The 2,414-nt window shown below is 62.3% G+C and carries 3 protein-coding genes; all 3 read left to right on the plus strand.

Annotated features, from left to right (window positions below; genetic code table 11):
* The coding region (locus ACN269_RS33335; protein WP_421477105.1) for an acyl-CoA dehydrogenase family protein at positions 1–985 on the plus strand (985 nt) is incomplete at its 5' end.
* Position 986: 1 nt separating this feature from the next.
* The gene (locus ACN269_RS33340) at positions 987–1,970 is read left to right on the plus strand and encodes an acyl-CoA dehydrogenase family protein (RefSeq protein WP_421477107.1); all 984 of its coding nucleotides are present in this window, start codon (positions 987–989) and stop codon (positions 1,968–1,970) included.
* 178 nt (positions 1,971–2,148) lie between these two features.
* Positions 2,149–2,414 (plus strand): MarR family winged helix-turn-helix transcriptional regulator (locus ACN269_RS33345; RefSeq protein WP_421477109.1); only part of this gene is annotated, 266 nt, incomplete at its 3' end.

A 2,414-nucleotide genomic window follows, 5' to 3' on the forward strand; every position in this document is an offset into this window, starting at 1 on the left:
GGGCCGACAGGGCTGGCCGGAGCGGGCGGGAGGTTTGGGCGGCTCGCCGTTGCGGCGGGGCGTCGTGGTGGAGGAACTGACCAAGTTCGGTTGTCCGCCGCCTTTCGCTGCGAGCTTGGTGGAAGTGCTCGGACCGGCGGTGCTGGAGTTCGGATCCGCAGAACTTGTGGAGCAGTACTATCCACGCTTGCTCGACGGTACCGATGTTTGGTGCCAGGGCTTTTCTGAGCCAGAGGCGGGCAGTGACCTGGGGGCGCTTCGTACGAGAGCGATCGACGACGGCGATACCTGGCGGGTGACCGGACAGAAGATCTGGACGTCATACGCTGGGTCGGCGCAGCGGTGTCTGCTCCTTGCCCGGACGGGATCGGTCGAAGAGGGCTTCAAGGGCATCTCGGCGCTACTTTTGGACATGGATACGCCCGGAATCGAGGTCCGTCCGCTGCGGGCCATGACCGGCGACGACGAGTTCGCCGAGTTGTTCCTCGACGACGTTCGAGTTCCCAAGGATCGGACCCTGGGGGCAGTTGGGGCCGGGGCCGCTGTGACCATGAATGTGCTTGCAAATGAACGAAGCGTGCTGGCCTGGCAACGTCAAGCGTGGTTGCAGTCACGACTGTCAGCCGTGGTCGCCGAGATGGTGCCGGTGGGTGAGCAGGATGACCACACGATCGGCGCGGCGTATACGGCGGTGCACGCTTTGCGCCTTCGGGTTCGTGAAACTTTTGACACCATCGCCTCCGGTGATTCGGCAGGGCCCTTGACATCGGTGGACAAGATCCTGTTGTCGACTGCTGAGAAGGCAGTCTTCGATGCGGCAATGAAATTGGATCCCGAACTCCTCTTGCTGGGTGATGGTCCTTCGGCCGAGCGGTGGCAGTATGACCACACCTACGCTCGCGCATCATCGATCTACGGGGGAACAGCCGAAATTCAACGCAACATCGTCGCCGAGCGGATTCTCGGCTTGCCGAGGGAGAAATAGCATGGCACTCGACTTTGAGCCTGATCCCCAATTGGTGGCTACGACGGCGCACCTACTTGGCGCATGTACGCCGGCAGAGTTGCCCGCGACGCTGATGGACTCCGGTTGGTTGGAAATGTGGGCAGAGGACCCGCAGAGCGCGGGGCGTGCGCTGTTCGGTCAGCAAGGGCGACTTGCAAGTGCATCGCCGATGCTGTCGAAGTTGTTGGGCGCGGCCCTGGCCGAATCGGACGGTCTGGCAGAAGCAGTTCTGTTGCCGACGTTTAGCGAGGGTGCTCGGGACTTTGCACAGTCCGACGGCCGATCTCTGAGGTGTCTCGCGCAGTACGACGCGATTGCAGGCCAGGATTACGCCAGCGTCGGTGTGCGCGTCGACGGCCAGTCGTACATCGTTCGGGTAGGTCTTCCGACGGAAGGTCTGAAACCGGCCCGGGGGCTGGACCCAGACGGCCACTGGTGTCTCGTCGAGATCCCAGATCCGCTTGGGCAAGGCGAGATATTGGCGGTTGGTGGGGACGCCGATACGCGATGGCTTGACGTTGTTGCTCTGGGGCGTCGACTCCTTGCCGAGGAGATGATCGGACTCGTTGCAGCGCAGTTGGATATGGCTGTCGAGCATGCTAAGTCCCGTGCCCAGTTCGGCCGTTTCATCGGTTCCTTCCAGGCGGTGAAGCACAAGCTCGCCGAAACGTACGTGGTGTTGGAGATCGCACGGTTGGCGGTCGTCGAGGCGTGGAGCGACAGCAGCCCCATCGCGTCCACAATGGCCAAGGTGCACGCTGGTGCCGCGGTCGAGACAGCTAATCGGCACTGCCAACAAGTGCTCGGCGGAATCGGCTTCACCTGGGAACACGAGTTCCATAGGTACTACCGTCGGGGCAGAGTCTTAGATGCCGTGCTAGGTTCGACGGCTGACTTGACCGGCATTGTGGGGCAAAGGATCAACGTTTCGGGCGCGGTACCGTCCACGGTCCAGCTGCGCTGAGATACCAGAAGTAAAAGTGGCTTCCAATATCCAATTTGTGTCCAAATCGTATGGTGCCATACAGTATGGCCAAGAGATTGTAGGGCAGCGGGCCGATGGACACTCGCGAAGTCTGTATCCGCCGGTGGCGCGCAAATTCGCTTGTCGGCCGCGGGAATGCTGAGGGGGTGGCCAGCTGATGCGAGGTGACCATGAACTCGACGCACCGCCGTGGCGTCGCATCGATGGGACGTTGATGGCGACGGCGCGAGGCATTCGAAAGGCCTATGACCGCGCCCTCGCCGACGTGGGTCTGAGCCTGCCTGAGGCGAGTCTCTTGGCCTACCTGGCAGAGATCGAGCCGCAGACACAGACGCAACTCGCCACGCGAATGGGTTCTGGGCGGGCGGTCATGGGTGACCGTATCGATTCCCTGGAGGCACGTGGTGCCGTCCGGCGGCAACC

The organism is Micromonospora sp. WMMD736 (genome assembly GCF_049179015.1).
In the GTDB taxonomy this organism is placed as follows: Bacteria; Actinomycetota; Actinomycetes; order Mycobacteriales; family Micromonosporaceae; genus Micromonospora.